This is a genomic window from Virgibacillus necropolis, assembly GCF_044793635.1.
GTDB lineage: Bacteria > Bacillota > Bacilli > Bacillales > Amphibacillaceae > Virgibacillus_F > Virgibacillus_F necropolis_A.
In genome coordinates this window covers 254,861-274,235 of sequence record NZ_CP084992.1, presented here as the reverse complement: position 1 = coordinate 274,235, position 19,375 = coordinate 254,861, and the positions used below count along the sequence as shown (strand labels likewise).

Annotated in this window: 21 protein-coding genes; 12 read left to right on the top strand and 9 right to left on the bottom strand. The window is 34.9% G+C overall.

Annotated features, from left to right (window positions below; translation table 11 throughout):
* Nucleotides 1–45 precede the first annotated feature (45 nt).
* Entirely contained in the window at nt 46–810 is a 765-nt protein-coding gene (gene tatC, locus LG329_RS01355; RefSeq protein ID WP_404452789.1) for a twin-arginine translocase subunit TatC, read from the top strand.
* A 13-nt stretch (nt 811–823) separates the two neighbouring features.
* Nucleotides 824–1,042 (top strand): YozE family protein, encoded by a 219-nt coding sequence (locus tag LG329_RS01350; RefSeq protein ID WP_404452788.1) that lies wholly within the window; start codon nt 824–826, stop codon nt 1,040–1,042.
* Nucleotides 1,043–1,076: 34 nt separating this feature from the next.
* On the opposite strand, the gene LG329_RS01345 is transcribed toward LG329_RS01350, so the two are convergent.
* Nucleotides 1,077–1,403 (bottom strand): YolD-like family protein, encoded by a 327-nt coding sequence (locus LG329_RS01345; protein ID WP_404452787.1) that lies wholly within the window; start codon nt 1,401–1,403, stop codon nt 1,077–1,079.
* 99 nt (nt 1,404–1,502) lie between these two features.
* Between LG329_RS01345 and LG329_RS01340 the strand changes: the two genes are divergently transcribed.
* From LG329_RS01340 to LG329_RS01315, 6 genes are all read left to right on the top strand, one after another.
* Nucleotides 1,503–2,654, top strand: coding sequence for an exonuclease SbcCD subunit D (locus tag LG329_RS01340; RefSeq protein ID WP_404452786.1), 1,152 nt, complete (start codon nt 1,503–1,505; stop codon nt 2,652–2,654).
* Between the two features lies 1 nt (nt 2,655).
* Nucleotides 2,656–5,772, top strand: coding sequence for an AAA family ATPase (locus tag LG329_RS01335; protein WP_404452785.1), 3,117 nt, complete (start codon nt 2,656–2,658; stop codon nt 5,770–5,772).
* Nucleotides 5,773–6,028: 256 nt separating this feature from the next.
* The gene (gene vrrA / locus LG329_RS01330; RefSeq protein WP_404452784.1) at nt 6,029–6,466 is read left to right on the top strand and encodes a VrrA/YqfQ family protein; all 438 of its coding nucleotides are present in this window, start codon (nt 6,029–6,031) and stop codon (nt 6,464–6,466) included.
* A gap of 80 nt (nt 6,467–6,546) precedes the next feature.
* Entirely contained in the window at nt 6,547–7,506 is a 960-nt protein-coding gene (gene msrA, locus LG329_RS01325) for a peptide-methionine (S)-S-oxide reductase MsrA (RefSeq protein ID WP_404452783.1), read from the top strand.
* Between the two features lie 49 nt (nt 7,507–7,555).
* The gene (locus LG329_RS01320; RefSeq protein ID WP_404452782.1) at nt 7,556–7,762 is read left to right on the top strand and encodes a DUF6501 family protein; all 207 of its coding nucleotides are present in this window, start codon (nt 7,556–7,558) and stop codon (nt 7,760–7,762) included.
* A 221-nt stretch (nt 7,763–7,983) separates the two neighbouring features.
* Complete coding sequence (locus LG329_RS01315) at nt 7,984–8,532, top strand: histidine phosphatase family protein (protein ID WP_404452781.1); 549 nt, start codon at nt 7,984–7,986, stop codon at nt 8,530–8,532.
* Nucleotides 8,533–8,542: 10 nt separating this feature from the next.
* Here the strand turns inward: LG329_RS01315 and LG329_RS01310 are convergent, their stop codons facing one another.
* A complete protein-coding gene (locus LG329_RS01310; RefSeq protein ID WP_404452780.1) occupies nt 8,543–9,733 on the bottom strand; it encodes a M14 family metallopeptidase in 1,191 nt (396 codons plus the stop codon).
* Between the two features lie 196 nt (nt 9,734–9,929).
* Between LG329_RS01310 and LG329_RS01305 the strand changes: the two genes are divergently transcribed.
* Entirely contained in the window at nt 9,930–10,169 is a 240-nt protein-coding gene (locus LG329_RS01305) for a DUF362 domain-containing protein (protein WP_404452779.1), read from the top strand.
* A gap of 41 nt (nt 10,170–10,210) precedes the next feature.
* Here LG329_RS01305 and LG329_RS01300 read toward each other — a convergent pair whose 3' ends face one another.
* Nucleotides 10,211–10,480 carry an acylphosphatase gene (locus tag LG329_RS01300; RefSeq protein ID WP_404452778.1) on the bottom strand — a complete coding sequence of 90 codons (270 nt, stop codon included), beginning with the start codon at nt 10,478–10,480 and terminating at the stop codon, nt 10,211–10,213.
* An 80-nt stretch (nt 10,481–10,560) separates the two neighbouring features.
* Here LG329_RS01300 and LG329_RS01295 point away from each other — a divergent pair, with 80 nt between their 5' ends.
* On the top strand, nt 10,561–11,532 hold the full coding sequence (locus LG329_RS01295) for a P1 family peptidase (protein WP_404452777.1): 972 nt from the start codon (nt 10,561–10,563) through the stop codon (nt 11,530–11,532).
* A 262-nt stretch (nt 11,533–11,794) separates the two neighbouring features.
* On the opposite strand, the gene LG329_RS01290 is transcribed toward LG329_RS01295, so the two are convergent.
* Together LG329_RS01290 and LG329_RS01285 are read right to left on the bottom strand one after the other, a co-directional pair.
* Nucleotides 11,795–12,811 carry a DUF3231 family protein gene (locus tag LG329_RS01290; RefSeq protein WP_404452776.1) on the bottom strand — a complete coding sequence of 339 codons (1,017 nt, stop codon included), beginning with the start codon at nt 12,809–12,811 and terminating at the stop codon, nt 11,795–11,797.
* Nucleotides 12,812–12,930: 119 nt separating this feature from the next.
* On the bottom strand, nt 12,931–13,809 hold the full coding sequence (locus tag LG329_RS01285; RefSeq protein WP_404452775.1) for a LysR family transcriptional regulator: 879 nt from the start codon (nt 13,807–13,809) through the stop codon (nt 12,931–12,933).
* 109 nt (nt 13,810–13,918) lie between these two features.
* Between LG329_RS01285 and LG329_RS01280 the strand changes: the two genes are divergently transcribed.
* Nucleotides 13,919–14,986 (top strand): citrate/2-methylcitrate synthase, encoded by a 1,068-nt coding sequence (locus LG329_RS01280; protein WP_404452774.1) that lies wholly within the window; start codon nt 13,919–13,921, stop codon nt 14,984–14,986.
* A 163-nt stretch (nt 14,987–15,149) separates the two neighbouring features.
* On the opposite strand, the gene LG329_RS01275 is transcribed toward LG329_RS01280, so the two are convergent.
* Nucleotides 15,150–15,380, bottom strand: coding sequence for a hypothetical protein (locus LG329_RS01275; RefSeq protein ID WP_404452773.1), 231 nt, complete (start codon nt 15,378–15,380; stop codon nt 15,150–15,152).
* A gap of 38 nt (nt 15,381–15,418) precedes the next feature.
* Nucleotides 15,419–15,754 (bottom strand): hypothetical protein, encoded by a 336-nt coding sequence (locus LG329_RS01270; RefSeq protein WP_404452772.1) that lies wholly within the window; start codon nt 15,752–15,754, stop codon nt 15,419–15,421.
* A 300-nt stretch (nt 15,755–16,054) separates the two neighbouring features.
* On the opposite strand from LG329_RS01270, the gene LG329_RS01265 reads away from it, so the two are divergent.
* Nucleotides 16,055–17,317: an ammonium transporter gene (locus LG329_RS01265; RefSeq protein WP_404452771.1), complete on the top strand. Its 1,263-nt coding sequence runs from the start codon at nt 16,055–16,057 to the stop codon at nt 17,315–17,317.
* Between the two features lie 297 nt (nt 17,318–17,614).
* Here the strand turns inward: LG329_RS01265 and LG329_RS01260 are convergent, their stop codons facing one another.
* Together LG329_RS01260 and LG329_RS01255 are read right to left on the bottom strand one after the other, a co-directional pair.
* Nucleotides 17,615–17,941 (bottom strand): MerR family transcriptional regulator, encoded by a 327-nt coding sequence (locus tag LG329_RS01260; protein ID WP_404452770.1) that lies wholly within the window; start codon nt 17,939–17,941, stop codon nt 17,615–17,617.
* 581 nt (nt 17,942–18,522) lie between these two features.
* A complete protein-coding gene (locus LG329_RS01255; protein WP_404452769.1) occupies nt 18,523–19,359 on the bottom strand; it encodes a deoxyribonuclease IV in 837 nt (278 codons plus the stop codon).
* Nucleotides 19,360–19,375: the final 16 nt, after the last annotated feature.

The window sequence follows — 19,375 nt, the reverse complement described above, 5'->3', positions numbered from 1 at the left end:
TGCCTTACATCTTCTTTTGTGCTTAAGCTCTAGGAGAGTGAAATAATGTCAGAAGAACAAGAAAATCAGCTTGAAAAAGAAATGAATGTCACAGGACATTTATCTGAACTTAGAAATAGATTAATTGTTACGGCAATTTTTTTTGTGGGGTTTTTTATCGTAGGGTTTATTTATGTAAAAGAGATTTATGGCTTTTTTGTTAATGATCTCGATTTTACATTGAATGTAACTAGTCCTGGTGATATCATATGGATTTATTTTACGATGGCAGGTCTTGTTGCTCTAATAGTTACCATACCTATTCTATGCTTGCAAATTTGGTTATTTATTAAACCTGGATTAACACCTAATGAACAAAAAGCATCTTTAGCATACATACCAGCCATTTTTATTTTGTTTCTAATTGGTTTAGCGTTTGGTTACTTTCTTTTTGTTGAGCTCATTTTACCATTTCTTCTATCATTAAATGATGGAATGTTTAACGAGCTTTTCACCGTAGATAAGTACTTTAAATTTATGCTGCATGTAACTCTTCCATTTGCTATACTATTCGAAATACCAATCATAGCTATGTTTTTAACTAGTTTGGGTGTAATTACACCGGATTATATGAGAAAGGTAAGGAAATACGCATATTTCGTTTTAGTTATTATTGGAACCATTGTGACACCACCAGATTTTATACTACAAACAATAGTAGCTATTCCACTAATTCTTTTGTATGAAATTAGTATTTATTGTTCAAAAGCTGTTTATAGAAAAAAGTTGAAAAAACATCAGGAGTTTATGGAAAAAGACACAATTGAGTAAGTGAGGTGCATGGATGCGTTCATTTTATCATTTTATTTTGACATATCGAGGGAAAAAGAAACCCACTGATCAAAGCCGTTTAGCAGATTTCGTTTTTTACGATAGTAGTTTTCCGAAACATTCAACGGATTATGATGAAATTAGCAATTATTTAGAATGGAACAGTCCCTTCACAAATGCATTACAAGTGTTTGATGAACTTTGGGATGTATATTTGATAAAAGAAAAGTAAGATTGCTCTGGTATATCGCATACCAGAGCTTTTTTTAACGAACGCTGATGGATAAAATGGAGGAAAAAGAAATCTCTAAACATGAGTCCGCAGTTTTTAAACTTATTTTTTTTGTTTGAGGATGTAATTTACTGATACGACCAATAGCGTCATGTCTTCGGCCATTTTGATAATAGGTGAGTAGGATTACGATTTGGTTCTCGTACGACTCAACTACTTGCTGATTAATTAATTCTATTTCTTGGGGATCCATAATTGGCTGACGTTCTCTTTTATCCTCCTGCCACATTTGCTTTAATAGTTCTACATGCTCTGGAAGCATTAATGATGTCCATTTAATTGTACCTCGATCATTTGACATTGTAAGAATCACCTCACCTCTAGTATAATCGAACAAACGTTCTTTAATCAAGAAATAGATCAAATTATGATAAAATAGAAGAAGCGAGGGGGAATATTCATGAAAATATTACATACAGCAGATTGGCATTTGGGGAAAATCGTAAATAGTGTACATATGACAGATGAACAGGATTATATCTTAAACGAATTAATCGCAGTGATACGTAATGAGCAGCCAGATGTTATTATTATCGCAGGTGATTTATATGATCGGGCCGTACCACCAAAGGAAGCGGTAGAATTACTAAATAGAGTATTGACAACATTAATTGTAGATTTGAAAATTCCTGTTTTGGCTATTGCCGGTAATCACGATAGCCCGGACCGCTTAGAATTCGGTACACAGTTATTTCGTTCCCAGCAGCTTTATATAAAATCAAAGCTTGATATAGATTTAGAATCAATAGTAATTCAAGATGAACATGGACCTGTTCATTTCCACTTAATTCCTTATGTAGAACCCGCTGAGGTAAGGGGATTATTTGAAGATGATTCGATTCATTCGCACCATACTGCGATGACAGCAATCATCAATAAAATAAAAACAAAATATGACATGAATGAACGACATATTTTTATAGGACACGCCTTCATTGCAGGAGGAATGGAATCAGAATCGGAGGAACGCTTATCTATGATCGGTGGAAGTCCATATGTTGATGCCAGCTTATTTCAAGAATTTTCTTATGTAGCTTTAGGGCATTTACATCAGGCACAACGTATAAAAAGTGATGTCATTCGGTACAGTGGATCCATCCTTAAATATACCTTTTCAGAAGCAACCCATAAAAAATCGATAACGATGGTGGATATGAAGAACGATGGAGAATGTGACTTGACTTACATTCCATTAAAAGCGAGACATGATATGCAGGTGGTTGAAGGTTATTTTGATGATCTAATCAATCAACCACTGGAAAATAATGAGGATTATTTACACATTAGCTTGCTAGATAACGGGCAAATAATTGATCCAATGAATAAACTGCGCAAAATTTATCCGAATATACTACGGTTAGAGCGTACATCCCTAACATCATCAAAGAGTTTAATAGACCTTCAAAAAATTAGACAACAACAAACGAAATCACATACAGAATTATTTGCTCAATTTTACGAAGAGATAAAAGGTGAACCAATTTCTGATACAAGTATGCGGCATGTTGAAAAAGTCGTAGATCAACTCATTACTGACGAAAGGGGTGAATAGAATGCGTGCAATTTCATTAAGTGTAAAAGCGTTCGGACCATATTGGGATCAACAAACAATAGATTTTAATGAATTAGGTGGTGAATCTATTTTTCTCATCACAGGTCCAACTGGATCTGGAAAGACTACTATTTTTGATGCTATTTGTTATGCCTTATATGGACGTGCAAGCGGATCTGATCGCGACCAGGATTCATTACGGAGTCATTTTGCAACAATGGATGATCAAACCGAAGTACAATTTCATTTTGCCCTGAATCAAAAAGAATATATCGTTGCGCGTAGTCCAAAACAGTATAAGAAAAAAGAACGTGGTGATGGATATACAGATGACCCTCCTAAGGCAATTTTATATGAAATAAAAGATGGGGAAAAAACATTGCTTTATTCTCGTATAAAAGAGGTAAACGAAACATTAGAAAGTAAATTAGGATTTGATTATGAACAGTTTCGTAAAATGATTCTTATACCACAAGGTGAATTTCGGAAATTAATTTCGGAAAACAGTAAAGAACGTGAAGCAGTACTACAAAAAATTTTCCATACGTATTTTTATGAACGAATGGCTGATCAGTTGAAAACAGAAGCTCGAACATTAAAGGATAAGATAGCTTTTATTGAACAAGCAATTCAACAAGAACTAAGTAAAATTGAATGGACGAATACTGTTCCTGAAGATGCAGATACCATTCCATTTATTCTGGAAAAATTAACAAATGAAATTGCTGAGACCCACAAATTAGATGCGAATGAAGATAAGAAAAGAGTTAAGCAACAACAAGTTGTTCAACAAATGCAACAAGCACTGCAGGATGCAAAAATGTTGGAAGAAAAGTTTGTACAAAAAGAAAAGCTGGAGCAGGAACAAAAGGAATTGAAACAAAGTGAAGCTTCAATAAAAGAAACGAAAGAAAAGTTAAAAGCAGCAACAAGTGCTTCTAAAGTTTCTCCATTTGAAGAACAAATGAAGGCACGTAAAAAAGAATGGACGGATGAACAAAATGGGCTACAAAAGCAACAAGATCTCGTAGCTGCATTACAAAGTAAGTATGAGGCAATCTCTGAATCGTACAATCATCAGCTACAACAAGAAGACGTGCGCGATCAGTTCAAAGAAACAATCAGTAAGGAAAAGCAGCAACTAGAATATGTTAATCTGTACGTGAAACTACACAAAGAAACAATGGAAATAACAAAAGAGCGAAATGAATTAAACAAACAGTTGACCAATACACAAAAGAATATAGAGAATATTGATCGTGATATCGAAAAAACTGATGCAATTCTTCAAAATGAACAGGAAGTAACGAAGCAATACTATGATGTGAAAGAAAAATGCGAGAAAGCAACTTTTATTATTAAACAGCTTACTAGATTTGATAATGAAAATAAGAAATTGTTAAAATTGCGTACCAACTATAAACAGATAGAAACTACTTTTCAACAGAAACAGAAGGAATTGAGTAGCCTTAAAGAAGAATATCGGAAATTAGACGAAGCACAAAAGAAAGAGTACGCAGTCGTTCTAGCAGGGCAATTAGATTATGATAAGCCATGTCCAGTATGTGGGTCGCATGAGCATCCATCCAAGGCTACAACTCATGAACATTCGGTAGATACAACTTTAATGAAAGCAACTGAACAGAAGCTCGATCAACATGAACGAGCAGTAGAAGATTTTCAAAAAACATATATAGAAAGCAAGTCAGAAGGGCAGAGTCAACGACTTTTAGTTGATAAACTAGAAGAAGAAATAAGAGAAAAAGTATTTGATTTTGATAAAGATAATATTGCTTTAACGTTTAACGATTGGAAGAAGAAGGATAAACAATTCCATGAAAAACGCGATGCATTATATAAACAAATTGAAGAATTCCAGGCGATAAAGACTAATAAATCAGCACTTAAAGTGAGGAGAGAAAAAGTTAAACAAACGTTTGATCAATTTTCTAAAGACCACCAAAACACACATGATAAACTACTTAAATATGAATCAAAGATTGAAGAATTAAAAAATAACATACCCGATCATGTAACAGATCCAACGAAGTTCCAAATGGAAATTTCTAAAAAAGAGCAAGAATACAATAAGTGGGTAAATGCATGGGAGAAATTGAAAAAAGATTATCAGGATACTCGTGAGTCTATACAAAAGGAGAAAACCATTTTAGAAGAAAGACAAAAAACAGCAATAAGAGCAAATGAAAATTTCATTAAACAAGAAAATCTTTTTAAACGGCAGGTCGAATCATGTGGTTTTACTTCAATCGAACAGTATCAATTCGCAAGTCTTACAGAAGGGGAGATACTCAACTTAGAAGAAACAGTTCAAAGATACGAAAAAAGATGTGAGGAAATCGCCTATACGTTAAAGACACTTATGCATGAAATACAAGATAAAACCCGGCCAGAGATTGAAAAACTAGAAAACGAATTGCATCTTAAGCAAAAGGAATTGGATCAGATCAGTGAAAAACTCCAACTACTACGTATTAAAATAAATAATGATGAACAAATTCATAAAGCTGTTTCAACCCAACTTGGCGATCAACAGAAACTGGAAAATGATTTTTATACAATCGGTGATTTGGCTGATCTAGCTCAAGGTAATAATTCATTAAGACTCTCGTTTGAACGGTATGTATTAGCTTCATTCCTAGATGAAATTATTTTACAGGCAAACCTGAGACTGGATCGTATGAGTAATCATCGTTACCAATTAATTAGAAGTGGGCAAGTTGCAAAAAGAGGGGCTCAGAGCGGATTAGACTTGGAAGTATTGGATCACCATACCGGACAACAACGATCAGTAAAGACGTTATCCGGTGGAGAAGGCTTTAAGGCTGCCCTAAGCTTAGCATTAGGTTTAGCCGATGTTGTACAGACGCATGCGGGCGGTGTACAGTTAGACACATTATTTATTGATGAAGGTTTTGGTACATTAGACGAGGAATCCCTGCAGCAGGCAATTGACTGTTTAAAAGATTTACAACAAAGCAATCGTTTACTGGGAATTATTTCACATGTACCACATCTAAAAAGTGAAATTCATGCCAAGCTGCAAATATCACCATCACACAGTGGATCAAAATTCGGATTTCAATTCGGGCAAATATAAATTGCAACAAGGTAATAGAATAAATGATAAAATTCGTCAAAAACTGCAGCCATATCCAAAATAAATGTTATATCCTGCGCTTTCCCGGGAAATACTTATAGGAATATTTCTATATTTCAATTAAATATAAGTCAACTAAGAAGGGCCTTTGTCTTATAATGAGACAAAGGCTTTTGTTATGCATGAACAGCCTACACCAATTTAAGCATTTTACGTAAACTATCTAGACAAATCATATAGAAATGAGGTATGTAAAGTGTTTCCTACAAATAATCGTCCACCAGTACCACAAAGACGAGTGAATGATCCATTTAGCATGCGGCCTAATCGATCATCTAATATGTATCCAGCTCCAAGATCAACTTCATCCATCCCTGCATCTATTGCATCATTTTTAAATCCTAGCAATGGAGGATTAACAAAAACACTCGCTAATGTTCAGCAAGTGATGAATATGGTAGAATCAGCAGCTCCTATGATCAAAGAATACGGTCCAATGGTGAAAAACTTACCAGCGATGATTAAAATGATGAAGGCATTAAATGAATCGGATGAAACTGAAGATGACACACATACTAATACAAAGGAACGACGACCAGTACAATCTGACGAATCTGTTAAAGAAACAAAGCATGAAAATAAATCAAATCGAGCTAATCGAGCTAATCAATCGAAACCGAAATTATATATTTAAAAATATAAGCCGAACACTTGATTTTTTTTATAAAAAAGGAAAAAATAGAGAGAGTTATATTAGGATTGGAGGAATAGGTCATGACTTCAAAAAATGAACTAGCCACATTTGCAGGTGGGTGCTTTTGGTGTATGGTAGAACCGTTTGATGAACGTCCAGGTATTAAAGAGGTTGTTTCTGGTTATACAGGAGGTAGGACGGAAAATCCTACGTATGAGGAAGTATGCTCCAATTCTACTGGACATGTGGAAGCGGTTCAGATCACATTCGATTCTTCGGTAATGCCATATGAACGCATTGTAGAAACTTTCTGGCAACAGATTGATCCAACTGATATAGGTGGTCAATTCAATGACCGTGGAGAGTCCTACCAAACCGCTATTTTTTATCATAACGAAAACCAACGTCTTATTGCGGAAGAATCTAAACAAAAGCTAGAATCTGGTGGAAGATTTTCAAAACCAATTGTAACTAAGATTTTACCTGCTGAACCATTTTATAGGGCAGAAGAAAATCATCAAGATTATTATAAGAAAAATTCATTTCATTATCGGTTATACAAAAAAGGATCAGGAAGAGCTGATTTTATTAAAAGCAATTGGGCGCCAAAGAAAGATAAAACTAAATTAAAAGAGCAATTATCACCAATTCAATATAAAGTAACACAAGAGAATGGAACAGAAAGACCGTTTCAAAATGAATATTGGGATAATGAAGCGGATGGCATATATGTTGATATAATTTCTGGTGAAGTTTTATTCACGTCAAAAGAACAATTTGATGCTGGCTGTGGTTGGCCAAGCTTTACTAAGCCCGTTGACAACTATCAACTAGATGAGAAATCGGACACAACTCTAGGTATGCGACGTACGGAAGTTCGAAGTAAAACCTCTGATTCACATCTCGGTCATGTGTTTAATGATGGACCAAAAGATAAAGGTGGATTACGATATTGCATGAATTCAGCTGCTATGCGTTTTATTCCAAAAGCAAAAATGAATGAAGAAGGCTACGAGAATTATTTACATCTATTTAACTAGAAAATAACTGTAAAATATTATGTAAACAAAACAATTTTGGGGGTACGTTATGATTCACAAAAACTGGGAAGATCGAAATACTATTAAACAAATTAAATGTGTTCATGCAGATGCAAAAAAGTTCATCGTTCATAATAAATTAACACCGGGAAAAGTTTACGATGTAAAAAACGAAACAGATGAGTTTTATTTTATTATCGATAACAGCAATCGTATTGGTGGCTTTTTTAAAAATTATTTTACCGAAACAAAATAACAGGGGATATCCCTGTTATTTTCACATAAAGGTATAAATTATATGGAAACTAAGGTTTTCTTCATCAGAACGTTGGAATAAGTGAAGTTTTTCAAATATAATCGACAATTATTTTGATAAAGTTATATAATATTTATTCTATTAATGATATAATTTACTTACTATTTTCAATAATTTGTGTTTATAAAGCTAAAATATTTTTATTAAGGGGCTGAATCGCATTGAAAAAAATTTTTCTAGTACGCCATTGTCTGGCGGAAGGACAACATAAAGATTCGCCATTGACTACTGTAGGGATGCGACAAGCAGTATTGCTTTCACGTTTTTTTGATAGACAAAATGTAGCTATTGATGGCATAATTTCTAGTCCTTATTTACGTGCGATTGAAAGTATCAAACCTTTTGCGGAATCAAATAGCCTAAAAGTAGAAATTGATGATCGATTACAAGAACGGATTTTAAGCAATGAACCAGTTGATGATTGGATGGAAGTTTTAGAACAGTCATTCAACGAATTAGATTTTAAATTACCCGGGGGCGAATCTGCTAATGACGCTATTACAAGAGGTAATGCTGTTTTTGAATCTGTAAATCAAAATGAAAACATGAATAATGTAATCCTAGTAAGCCACGGTAATCTAATCTCGTTAATGTTAAAAAGATTTGATCAGACAATCGGATTTGATGAATGGAAAAACTTAAATAATCCCGACGTATATTTAATAGAATCGAGTGGAGACAAGCATTCTATTACTTGTTTATGGGATTAATACCATTGTTTTATAGATATAAATTAGCTAGAAAGATTCCTAAACTTTCCTCATATATTTCATCAAACTGACTGATTGGTAGTGGATTTGTGCCACTACCTAGCTCAATGGTGAAACCAGGCCTCTGGTATTCTTGGATAAACCAGTCCTTATAACCTGCATAACTATCTACATATTGAATTGGCTCATACCCACTAACACGTGCATATTCGTTTACAATCACTTCAGAAATAGGAGGTTCTAGTCCTTCAAAACCCCAATAAATTACTTCCCCTTGTGTATGAAACGCGTTAACCCGTGCAAAATTGCGTGCGTTTGTTAATTCAGCCAATGCAGTAGACTCTGGCTCTGACAATGGATATGGTCCTGGATAATCTCTAGGTGCTGGACTGGAGGGTTTTCTATTCGCTTCGATTTCCCATAGTGCAGGGTATTGGTTATTTAGATCAACACCGTTTATATTTGCTTTCCATCCTGAAAAATCCCGACTCTGGTTATTTATTTCTAACACTTGTTCCGCAAAAAAAGGTTCTTCGGGGACCCCGTTTAATACTAAGTTCACACCATCCGGATTTACCATAGGAACGATGGAAAAAAAGGTCTCCATAAAAAACGGCAGCATATTCATTCCACGAATGGTGTTGCTATTAGTTAATGCCAATAGATATTCATTAGCAAACTTCATAATAATTGGAGTTGTGATCCACTCATTTGCATGGAAAGAACCGTTTGCATGAACACGTTTTGGTCCAATTCCTACACGCAATTCTATTAAATTTTTTCCCATTACAGAGTTTCCAATATTCTGCTCGACAAGAAACGGATATACAGAAGATAACCTTTCAATATCATTAACCATTTTTTCATATGTGTAGTTCGTAACATCTTGTACCAAAAGATCGCGCACACGATAAGGAATAGAAACAGTCGATCCTATTACGAGTTTTGTTGGATTGATTGTTTGATTTACGAGTAATAAGGCATCCATAGGAACATTATATTGGGAAGAAAGTTGCCAAAACGTATCATTTGCTTCTATCGTGTGTTGATTTAAGATAAATCCAGGAATTTGTATTTGTTGACCAATAGACATATTCTGGGGATTTAATCCACGATTTGACTGTTCTATTAACACAAGTGGAACATCGAATAATTGACTATAATACCATAGTGTGTCGCTTTGACGAATCATAATTTGCATCAGTATTTTCTCCTTCCAATTACGAATATAACTTGAAAGAATACAAGTTGTTCTGTAAAATAATGACTATATGATAAAGAGGAATGCAATTATCATACGTACATAATCATCACAACTATATTGCACCCTTTATTAGTTGCATTGATATGTTTATTCCTATAAAAAAGAATTTATTACCATAGAGGAGGAAATAGTGATGGCTTTTGTTATTACATCACCTTGCAAAGATGAAAAAGCAGGCGAATGTGTCGAAGTTTGCCCTGTTGATTGTATAGAAGAAGGAAAAGATATGTTTTTCATAGATCCAGATATTTGTATTGATTGTGGAGCATGTGAAGCTGTTTGCCCTGTTGAGGCTATATATATGGAGGATGAAACTCCGGAAGAAGAAAATGAATACATTGAAATGAACCGTAAATTTTTTGAAGACCGATAATAATGAAGCCGCTATTTGATAATAGCGGCTATATTTATATACTATTTTATTGTAAAATCCTGATAAGTTTCTTTATTATCAAGTTCTGTAACATGAATATGGTTAACTTGGGCAAATTGCGTGGGGTTATTTTTGATCGCTATAATAAACTTTTGAATTTGGTCACTTTCTCCATCAACATGTATTTGCACCGTGCCATCTGCATTATTTTTAACCCAGCCCTTAAGGTTTAGAACATCGGCACTCTGTTTTGTTGCGTAGCGAAATCCCACACCTTGAACAATCCCACTTACTATGATGCTTTTTACCATTTGATCACTCCTTGATTTAGGCCTGTATATGTCATATTACCTGTCATTTATTAATTAAAACGCAGAAGGGATGTTAAAAGATGAAAGAAATTCATATCCAAGAACTAGAAGGATTTCGATTTGGGCACGCACAAAATGATCATGCGTTAACGGGTTGTAGCGTTATTATTTGTGAGAATGGTGCAGTTGGTGGTGTTGAAGTTCGTGGTGGAGCTCCTGGAACACGTGAAACTGATGCCCTAAAATCAGATAATCTTGTGGAAGAAGTACATGGAATTTTTCTGTCAGGCGGGAGTGCGTTTGGACTTGATGTCGGCACTGGTATGATGCAATTTTTAGAAGGGAAAAGTATTGGCTTTGACGTCCAAGTGACAAAGGTTCCTATCGTATCTGGAGCAATTTTGTTTGATTTATATCCAGGAGATCCTGCGATACGACCTGATCTCAAAATGGGATATGAGGCATGTGTTAATGCATATTCCAATGAACCATTTCGTCAAGGAAGTGTCGGGGCGGGAACAGGGGCGATTGTGGGGAAATGTTTAGGTTATGATTATGTAATGCGTGGAGGGATTGGAAGTTATGCTTTGGAAATTGGCGATTTACAGATAGGCGCCACAGTTGCTGTAAATGCTTTTGGTGATGTTATTGATCCTACAAAGAACCAAATACTCGCTGGAGTTTACAATCGATCTAAAGGAATTTTTCTGAAAAGTGATGAGCAATTGCTTGCACAGCTAGAATGTAATTCCACTAATCGTTTTTCAGGTAATACGACAATTGGTTCTATTATGACAAACGCCAAATTAACGAAATCCCAAGCAAATAAAATTGCAATGATTGCACACGATGGATATGCCAGAACAATTAGACCATCCCATACCTTAGTAGATGGTGATACGCTTTTTACTTTGACAACAAATCAAGTTACAACAGACTTAAATGTCTTAAGTATGTTAGCATGTCAGGTTGTTGAACATGCAGTGATGAATGCTGTTAGAAATGCTACTAGCGCATTTGATATCCCGTGCCATGATGATAGCTCAAAATAATGATTCCTTTCTTTACGCGATGAATAATAGGAGAGTAGAGTGCTAAACCTATATATACTTGTGTGAATGAAGGAGAATAATGATATGACAGAACATACAAAAATGCCTCAATTCCCTGAGCCATATTGGCGTGATTCAGTAGATACTGGCCAAGTTGTAGAAGGGCCAGCTGAAAGGCCATTAAATAAAGTTGATACGGAATAAACGTTTTTAAGCCATTATATAGGATTATAAAGGATAGAAAAAAGCTGACCTTAGTCGATCAGCTTTTTTCTCTGGCTAACTTTTCTCGATCTTTTGTTCCTGGTGGTTGTTCAAGCCAATTGTGTTTAATCATGATATCAGCCCCGCTTTTTGCAAGTTTAGCAACTTCTAACGATAACCGTTCATAATTAACCGCTAAATCGTTTCGCTGACTAGCCGACGAGGAAGTGGCATAGTTTCCTACTCCTGATGAACTGATGAGCGAGATATGAAACATTAATAACTTATCTGAGAATGTTTGCGTCGTTGAGTCGCTTATACTTACATCAGGACTATGTGGTGTTTGAATATCGTCCTTCATCAGTGTAGAAACAAAAATTTTAATATGTTTTTGTGAGATTTCTTTTGCCCGTATCATATGCTCCTGTACTTCTTTGAGTGGAGAGGTTTGAGCAAAACATAGACACAATTTTGCTCCCATTTCGTTTGTAAGTACATTCATATACAAATGAGAGATTTCAATAGCGTTTAATGGTCGTTTTTCGCTAAATGGATTCAATCCAGCCATATATTTTTTGCTGTCCACATAATCGGTTTCTTTAGGTACTTCAATATAAGGATGTCTAGAATTTATTCCTTTTGAAAGGGCGACTTCGCTCGATTGATTAAAAAGATTAACTGTTTCTGATAAACCTTGTATAAAATAATTTCGTATTTCTTCTTTAGAACTCATAGCGACAAACCCACTGTATCCTAACATTCCCACTTTTGTCATGTGATTTACATACGTTAAACAAAATGAATCAGAAAAAAGCCATGGTGCGTTCATGTTTACGTCTTGTTCGGTAAAACCATTTGGAACAGCGTAGTCTTCATTTTCGAAAATAACATGTAATTGTTCCAGATGATTGGATGAAATATCATGGGCGGTTTGGATAATTGGTTTTATGTTTGGATCTTTAATATGTTTTAGCATAAAACTTAAAACAGTTTTAGACATACTATCATTCATATACGCAGTCCAAAGAGAAGCAATTTCGGCAGATGTTAGATAAATTTTCTTTTCTTCCTTCATAAAATAACCTCCTTGACAGTACAAGATAGGTTTATTATTTACTAAAAAGTGTAATTTATGTAAATCACCGATTAATGGAAAATCCATGGTGCATTCTTTTTAAGTGAACTTTTAGTTGATCACCCAAAATGGTAATTCGATACAAACTTTACAAAATCATTTTCAATTTGATGTTCATATTTATAAAGGATATACATACTAGCTTGCGGTAATTTCAAAAAAGGAACTGGAACTTCAAGTAATCTGCCTTCTATTAATTCACGATTAATAATTGATTTGGGTAAGAAACTTACTCCAATACCTTCTAATACAAATCGTTTGGTTATATGAGACTGATTTACACGCATGAATTTATAGGATGTTAACTTAACCTTAAGCTGTTCTTTAAATTCATTCCAGTATACTGGGTGATTATCCGAAAAAATAATTTTATTCTCTAATAGCTCTTGTGCGTCAATAATTGGACCTGATTCTGAATCATATCCATCATGACTACAAACAAGACTTACTGATTCCTCATGGAACTTGGTTGAATTTATCATACTAGAACCCTTTAAACAGGAGAGCCCTATATCAACTTCTCCTTTTTCAATCACTGTAGATATTTGGTTTGATTCCAGCACTTGAATAGACATTTCAACGGACGGATAATTTCTCGTATATTCCCGTAAAATGCTTGGAAGAATAGTATCCGCCAGCAAAGGCGAAATTGCTATACGTATTGTTTTATGATAGCCCTGTTGATACCGAATAACTTTCTTTATACTTTTTTCGTACTGTGCAACAAGTTCCTTTGCTTCCAAATAAAACAATCTACCAAGTTCAGATAAAGCTATATTCCTTCCATTTTTAATAAATAATTTATCTCCTAGTTCTTTTTCAAGTTGCCGTATTTGAAAGGTTACTGCAGGTTGGGTGATATCCATTTTTTCTGCAACTACCCTGAAATTTTCATGTTCCGCAGCTAATATAAATGTTCGCAACGTGTTCGTATCCATTGTCGCACCCCATTAATAAAATTTACTTATTATTATACTAAATATAATTAAATTTTAATCATCATTTATGTCATTTATACTTGAATTAGATAGGGAAGGGGAGTTTGTTATGTATCAACCAGGTTTAAAAGGTGTAGTTGCTGTTGAAACTGAATTATGTAAGATTGATGGAGAAAATGGCATCTTAACTTATCGTGGCATGGAGATTCAGTCAGTTGTTCAAAATTATACTTTTGAGGAAACTGCATTCTTTTTATTGCATGGTATAATTCCATCTCACGAAGAGTTAGAAGAATTTCGAGCTAAATTGAAAAAATATCGTGATTTACCAATTACTGTTCAACATATCATAGATCAATTACCCACGGAGCAAACAATGATGGATGTATTGAGAACAGCCATATCTTCCGTTACACCACAACAAGGCAATAATCTTGAAAATGCTATTCAACTAATCGCAGTAATGCCTACGATTATCGCGTATCGTTATAGACAATCACGAAAGTTAGTTTTCATGAAACCTAATAATAATCTAAATCATGTAGAAAATTTCATGTATATGCTTACAGGTGATGTAAATGCTACACATGTGAAAATGCTTGAAGCATATCTAATCATGACAATGGAACATGGATTAAATGCATCAACATTTGCAGCACGAGTCACCATATCTACTCAAAGTGATCCTATATCAGCAATTACAAGCGCAATCGGTACCATGAAAGGACCATTATATGGTGGTGCACCATCTGGTGTTATTGATTTACTTTATGAAATTGGAACAAAAGAAAATATATGTGAAATAATTCACAAGAAACTTGAAAATAAAGAGAGGATAATGGGATTTGGGCATCGTGTTTACAAAACAGTTGATCCGCGTGCAGAAGCCTTAAAAGCAATAATTTTAAAGCTAAAGAATATACCTGAATGGATCGAATTAGCATTAGAAACGGAAATACAAACGATTAATATTTTGAAAGAATACAAACCAAATCAAAAGTTATACACAAATGTAGAATATTATGCAGCTGCAATTATGAAATCGTTGAATATAGATCCAGAATTATTTACAGCTATATTTAGCTCCAGCCGAGTTGTTGGATGGTCTGCACATGTAATTGAACAAACAAAAAACAATACGATTTTCAGACCAGCAGCGAAATATATTGGAAATTAGATGAAAAATCTCATGCTATGAGTTATAAGTTGTAGCATGAGATTTTTTTGATTATCTCAATATCACAAGTATACTTAGTTATGAGACAGTAAATTTGTATTTTTATATGACTTCCTATAAGAAAGATTATGTAAACTAGAAGAAATAAATTAAAATAAAGTCGTTATAACTTCTTTTTTTGACGAGTGACACAAAAATACTGAATTAAGCTACTTTTATTAATAGAGACAATAAATAAGGCTTTGATGCTTTTATTAACCTCGTACTTTTCTTTACGAATAGTGATATATTCTTTTAAATCAAATGTGGCTTGATCACTAACATAAACATACTGTTCTTTATTTCCTTTTCTTATAACTCGAACTGTGTTCTTTTTCCAGTCGATATCATCCAAATCCAGACCAGTAATTTCAGCTAGTCTAAGTCCCGATCCTAATAGCAGTACAACGATTTTAAAGCAGACAATTTTCTATTGATGGTTATTGGTGAATTCTCAAGTTTAAACTCTAAAAAAGATAAGAAATCTTCCAGTTGTTGAACGGTTAGCTTTTCTAGTACGTCAAGTGGGACTTCCTTACGTGAACCTTTAGAGTAACCTTCGGCCAATAACCAGTCAAAGAAAATATTGAAATCGTGGCAATAGTTTAATAGTGATGCGGATGACAATTTTCGTCGCTTTTTATCTATGTACTCACCAACGTACCACGGAAGTTCTTTTACTTTTTCCTGCACTTTTGCATAATTACGTTGTTTCTTATCCTTATACATTTTAATCACCTCACTACCAATATTACACCAATTATATATTAGGCAAATTATTTTATTCACAGAGCCAGATGTTTTCCGGTTCTTTTTTTATAGATATATTTATTGGGAAGGAATAAACCCTTTTATAAAAGTTGAACGCAAATTTTCAATACCAAGTTTCTATCAGGATTAATTGCCATTTCCTTTTTCAAAATACCGTGTTAGGTTATCTCACAAGGTAGTTGCCTGAAAATTTTAAGTTTGGTAACTTTATATTTAGCAAAAGGTTTACTTAACATTACACGGAGGGACTTGGTTTATATGGATACAATTTTTCTAATGAATAATGTGTGGGTTGTCATTTGTACAATTTTAGTTTTACTGATGCAGGGCGGGTTTATTTTACTTGAGGCTGGCTCGGTACGAATGAAAAATGCCGGCCATATTGCAAGTAAAACCGTATTTACAGTGGGTATTGTTTCTATAATCTTTTGGGCATTCGGTTACGGACTGATTTATGGTGAAGGAAATGCATTCATAGGTTTGTCAAATTTCTTTTATGGTGATGCAACAACAATGGGAAAAGGTTTAGCCGGATCTACTGACTTCTTTTTCCAATTAGCGTTTGCTGCAATTGCTATGACTATTGCATTCGGTGGTTTTGCTGAAAGGGCAAAGCTATCCGCTTATGTTATTTTCGCAGTGTTATTTTCAATTCTGATTTATCCAGTGGTTGCCCACTGGATCTGGGGTGGCGGATGGTTAGCTGACCACGGAAAACAAGACTTTGCAGGTTCTACCGTTGTACACCTTACAGGGGCTATGGCTGCATTAGCTGCGACGATAATATTAAAACCGCGTATTGGCAAATATAATAAAGATGGTACTTCCAATGAAGTAACAGGTCACAATCAGGTATTCGGTGCTTTAGGTGTGCTTATTCTTTGGATAGGCTGGTTTGGATTTAATGCCGGAAGTACGTTTGGGGTTGCTGATGCATTTTTTGGCTATGTTGCTCTTAATACACAACTGGCTGCAGGTGCGGGTGCGATTGGTGCGGTACTTGTGGTATGGACTGTAACAGGAAAGGTAGATGTTCCTACTACGTTAAATGGTACTCTAGCAGGGCTCGTTGCCATTACCGCTTCATGTGCTTTTGTAGAACCCTGGGCAGCAATCTTAATTGGTTTAGTTGGTGGACTAATTGTTTTCTTTAGTATAAGATTCTTTGATAAAGCTAAAATTGATGACCCTATCTTTGCCTTATCTGTTCATGGTGTGGTAGGTGTATGGGGAACATTGTCAAATGGTCTATTTGCAACACCTCAATTAGCCACCGTTGGACAGGCCGGTTTATTTTATGGCGGCGGATTTACACAATTGGGCGTTCAAACATTGGGTGTCGTCACCAGCGGCCTTTATGCGTTCGTAGTAGCGTTTATCATCCTTAAAGTGATGGATAAAGTCATGGGTGGCCTGCGTGTATCGAAAGAAGAAGAAATTGTTGGTCTTGATTTAAGTGAACACGGTGGTTACGGGTACCCAGAGAATATCCCTCAATCGCATGATAAATCCAGTGCTTAAGAAATTTTATGTTCTAGGGTAAATGTTCAGATTGGAAAATTTAAACAGAAAACATTTCGATAAAAGCAAATGACTGCTACAAAAGGAGTATAAACTAACTGTGTAAGTGAGAGAATATATGGCTCTTACTTCACAGTTTATTTTTTTGATGGAATAAAATAAATATCATCGGGTGGTTGTTCTATTGGTGAAATCGAAGCGATTCGAAATGAACATGAGACGAAAAAATATGCAGCCTATACAATTCTTGGCTACAAGATGAAAGGGTCGAAAAAATTTTGGGAAGGAAGGATCTATCTATCTTTTCTTTGTTCCAAACTGGGCATTAATTTGCCCACGCAGCATTTCGTCTCTTAATTGGGTGTCACCTTTCTTTCTTTTCGCTTTCAACATGTCCTGACGAATCTCAAAAGTCTGCACTCCTTCTTCTCGTTTGTCAGCAATATTGATTAGTTGCTCTACATCATTAAAGGAAAATTTCCGATTACCCCGTTCTGATCTTTCTGGAAAAACTAGCTTTCTCTCCTCATAATACCTAATTTGTCTTATTGTTAGTCCAGTTAATTCACTGACTATTCCTATTGTTATTACTTTTCTGTCTTTATAGGAAGATTCACCTGTCATATTTCACCTCACGTTTGCTCTTTCCATGATTATACAAGACTTTTCAATGCAACACTATTTTTATGTAAGATAATCTAACAAGCTTATTTCAAGAGAATATAAAGCCCAGGTTGACTAGCCTATGTGTTGGTCCATACAATTCAATAACAGGAGTTCCCTTGAAACAAACTTGCATCGTTAGCTCCATATGTCTTATTATGCAGATAGGTAAGGATTTGAAATTATCGTCCCCTTTTCCCTCTGCCCACGCCGTACGTGCGACTTTCATCGCATACGGCGTTCCAACTATTCCAATTCATTCAGTATTTTTATGTGTATGCAAGTTGAAATGTAGAATCAGATTGCTTCGTTCAGACATTGCTAACACAATTCACATTGGTTGTACTCTTAGTTTTTTGTTAGCTTATAAAGAAATAGTTTTGATGTTAACAAGACAACAGGTATGAAGATATGGAATATTAGCCTCTAAAGCAATAGTTAAAGGTTATATATTAAAATTCAACACTAACATCTTAAATATTTTTGTGTCATTGACTTAGATATTCAGTATAATTGTGTCATTCGTCATTTTTAAAACATATCTATCCACCCCATTTTTCTAGCAATAACTTTATTTCTTCTTTATGTGATATCTCATCCTTTGGTGTTTCCAAGATAAATGGGATATCTTCTAATTGTGGGGTTTTTATTAGCTGGTGAAATTGTGCTTCTGTTATGTATCCCGGTCCCAAAATATTAGCATGACGATCCTTTCCTGATCCGGTCTCATATTTTGAGTTATTAAAATGGATTACGTCTAAATGATCAAAGTATCCAAGTTCCATTCCTTTTTCTAAGATTTCATTCCAATTTTCACCATTCCATAGTCCGCTAGCAAAAGCATGGCATGTGTCGAGACAGAAACCTATCTTTCCAGGTTGTTCACATAAATTACGGACTTGGGCAAGCTCTTCCAATGTGGTTCCGATTGAACCAGGTATTCCCGCATTGTTTTCAAGTAATATTTTAGAATTTCCATTCCACTGACGTAGAACATCATTCAGTATTTCAATCATGAGTTGATAACTGGCAAGGGGCTCATCGTGGCTAATTAGTTTTCCAAAATGTACTACCGCACCGATAGAGCCGCACGCTTCGGTAATCTCTAAATCATTTAATAAAGATTGGATAACCTTATTCTTTTTATTCTCATTCGTTGATGTTAAATTTGTAGGGTATGGAGTGTGGGTTATAGACTCAAGGGCATGCTCCTCAGAAAACTTCTTACATAAGTGTGCATCTTCTTTACTAAATTCTTTGACAGATAAACTTCTAGGGTTCTTGGGGAAATACTGGAATGCAGATGCGTTCATGGATGCTGCTTGTTTTGCAGCACCTAAATAGCCTTTCCTTATGGAAACATGACTACCGAGTTTCATGAAATCACCTTCACCT

Excerpts from the sequence above, each read along its gene's own strand:
- tatC (WP_404452789.1), top strand. The coding sequence starts at position 46 with ATGTCAGAAGAACAAGAAAATCAGCTTGAAAAAGAAATGAATGTCACA.
- LG329_RS01350 (WP_404452788.1), top strand. The coding sequence starts at position 824 with ATGCGTTCATTTTATCATTTTATTTTGACATATCGAGGGAAAAAGAAA.
- LG329_RS01345 (WP_404452787.1), bottom strand. The coding sequence starts at position 1,403 with ATGTCAAATGATCGAGGTACAATTAAATGGACATCATTAATGCTTCCA.
- LG329_RS01340 (WP_404452786.1), top strand. The coding sequence starts at position 1,503 with ATGAAAATATTACATACAGCAGATTGGCATTTGGGGAAAATCGTAAAT.
- LG329_RS01335 (WP_404452785.1), top strand. The coding sequence starts at position 2,656 with ATGCGTGCAATTTCATTAAGTGTAAAAGCGTTCGGACCATATTGGGAT.
- msrA (WP_404452783.1), top strand. The coding sequence starts at position 6,547 with ATGACTTCAAAAAATGAACTAGCCACATTTGCAGGTGGGTGCTTTTGG.
- LG329_RS01320 (WP_404452782.1), top strand. The coding sequence starts at position 7,556 with ATGATTCACAAAAACTGGGAAGATCGAAATACTATTAAACAAATTAAA.
- LG329_RS01310 (WP_404452780.1), bottom strand. The coding sequence starts at position 9,733 with ATGCAAATTATGATTCGTCAAAGCGACACACTATGGTATTATAGTCAA.
- LG329_RS01305 (WP_404452779.1), top strand. The coding sequence starts at position 9,930 with ATGGCTTTTGTTATTACATCACCTTGCAAAGATGAAAAAGCAGGCGAA.
- LG329_RS01300 (WP_404452778.1), bottom strand. The coding sequence starts at position 10,480 with ATGGTAAAAAGCATCATAGTAAGTGGGATTGTTCAAGGTGTGGGATTT.
- LG329_RS01295 (WP_404452777.1), top strand. The coding sequence starts at position 10,561 with ATGAAAGAAATTCATATCCAAGAACTAGAAGGATTTCGATTTGGGCAC.
- LG329_RS01290 (WP_404452776.1), bottom strand. The coding sequence starts at position 12,811 with ATGAAGGAAGAAAAGAAAATTTATCTAACATCTGCCGAAATTGCTTCT.
- LG329_RS01285 (WP_404452775.1), bottom strand. The coding sequence starts at position 13,809 with ATGGATACGAACACGTTGCGAACATTTATATTAGCTGCGGAACATGAA.
- LG329_RS01280 (WP_404452774.1), top strand. The coding sequence starts at position 13,919 with ATGTATCAACCAGGTTTAAAAGGTGTAGTTGCTGTTGAAACTGAATTA.
- LG329_RS01270 (WP_404452772.1), bottom strand. The coding sequence starts at position 15,754 with ATGTATAAGGATAAGAAACAACGTAATTATGCAAAAGTGCAGGAAAAA.
- LG329_RS01265 (WP_404452771.1), top strand. The coding sequence starts at position 16,055 with ATGGATACAATTTTTCTAATGAATAATGTGTGGGTTGTCATTTGTACA.
- LG329_RS01260 (WP_404452770.1), bottom strand. The coding sequence starts at position 17,941 with ATGACAGGTGAATCTTCCTATAAAGACAGAAAAGTAATAACAATAGGA.
- LG329_RS01255 (WP_404452769.1), bottom strand. The coding sequence starts at position 19,359 with ATGAAACTCGGTAGTCATGTTTCCATAAGGAAAGGCTATTTAGGTGCT.